Source organism: Parasphingorhabdus sp., from assembly GCF_036963805.1.
GTDB lineage: Bacteria > Pseudomonadota > Alphaproteobacteria > Sphingomonadales > Sphingomonadaceae > Parasphingorhabdus.
Genome location: NZ_JBALUN010000064.1, coordinates 1 through 535, shown reverse-complemented (window position 1 = coordinate 535; position 535 = coordinate 1). Strand labels below are relative to the sequence as shown.

1 protein-coding gene is annotated in these 535 nt (G+C 44.1%); it reads right to left on the bottom strand.

From position 1 onward, the window contains the following. The coding region (locus V7676_RS18790) for a hypothetical protein (RefSeq protein WP_335661080.1) at positions 1 to 216 on the bottom strand (216 nt) is incomplete at its 3' end. Positions 217 to 535: the final 319 nt, after the last annotated feature.

The following is a 535-nucleotide window of genomic DNA, read 5'->3' as shown; positions in this document are numbered from 1 at the left end:
AATAATCACACCCCGTGTAATCGTCGCGCTGTTCCAGTCACTTTTGGTTTGATTGACTAAAAACCCTTGATTTTGTAGCTGTGCGATGAGGTGCACCTCGCTTGTTCCCCTTGCGAATTTTTCTTTCACACGGCGGTCAAATTCTATTTCTCCTTGTGAATAAACAGAAGGAAGCTTTCTACCTAGCTCAGGTGTACGAGGATATGGCCAGCGCATTTGGTAGCATTTACACTTTTTCGGATCGTCCGCAAATGGGGCGTTATCAGAACGGCTGCTTATGTTTTCTAGTGACTGCTATATCCCGAAAACGGCCATTAGGGTATTGTTGAAACTTGAACAAGAATCAGTGCTATGCCTTCTTCTGGGTTCTCGAACGAATTTCTCAACCTTTGGTCAAATGTAAGATTGGACTGCCAAAAAATGAGTGACCAAAAACTCATCCTCTTCGTTTACCGAGTAACCGAAGTCGTAAGGCATTGAGCTTGATAAAGCCTTCCGCATCTTTCTGATCATAAGCGCCTGCGTCATCCTCAAA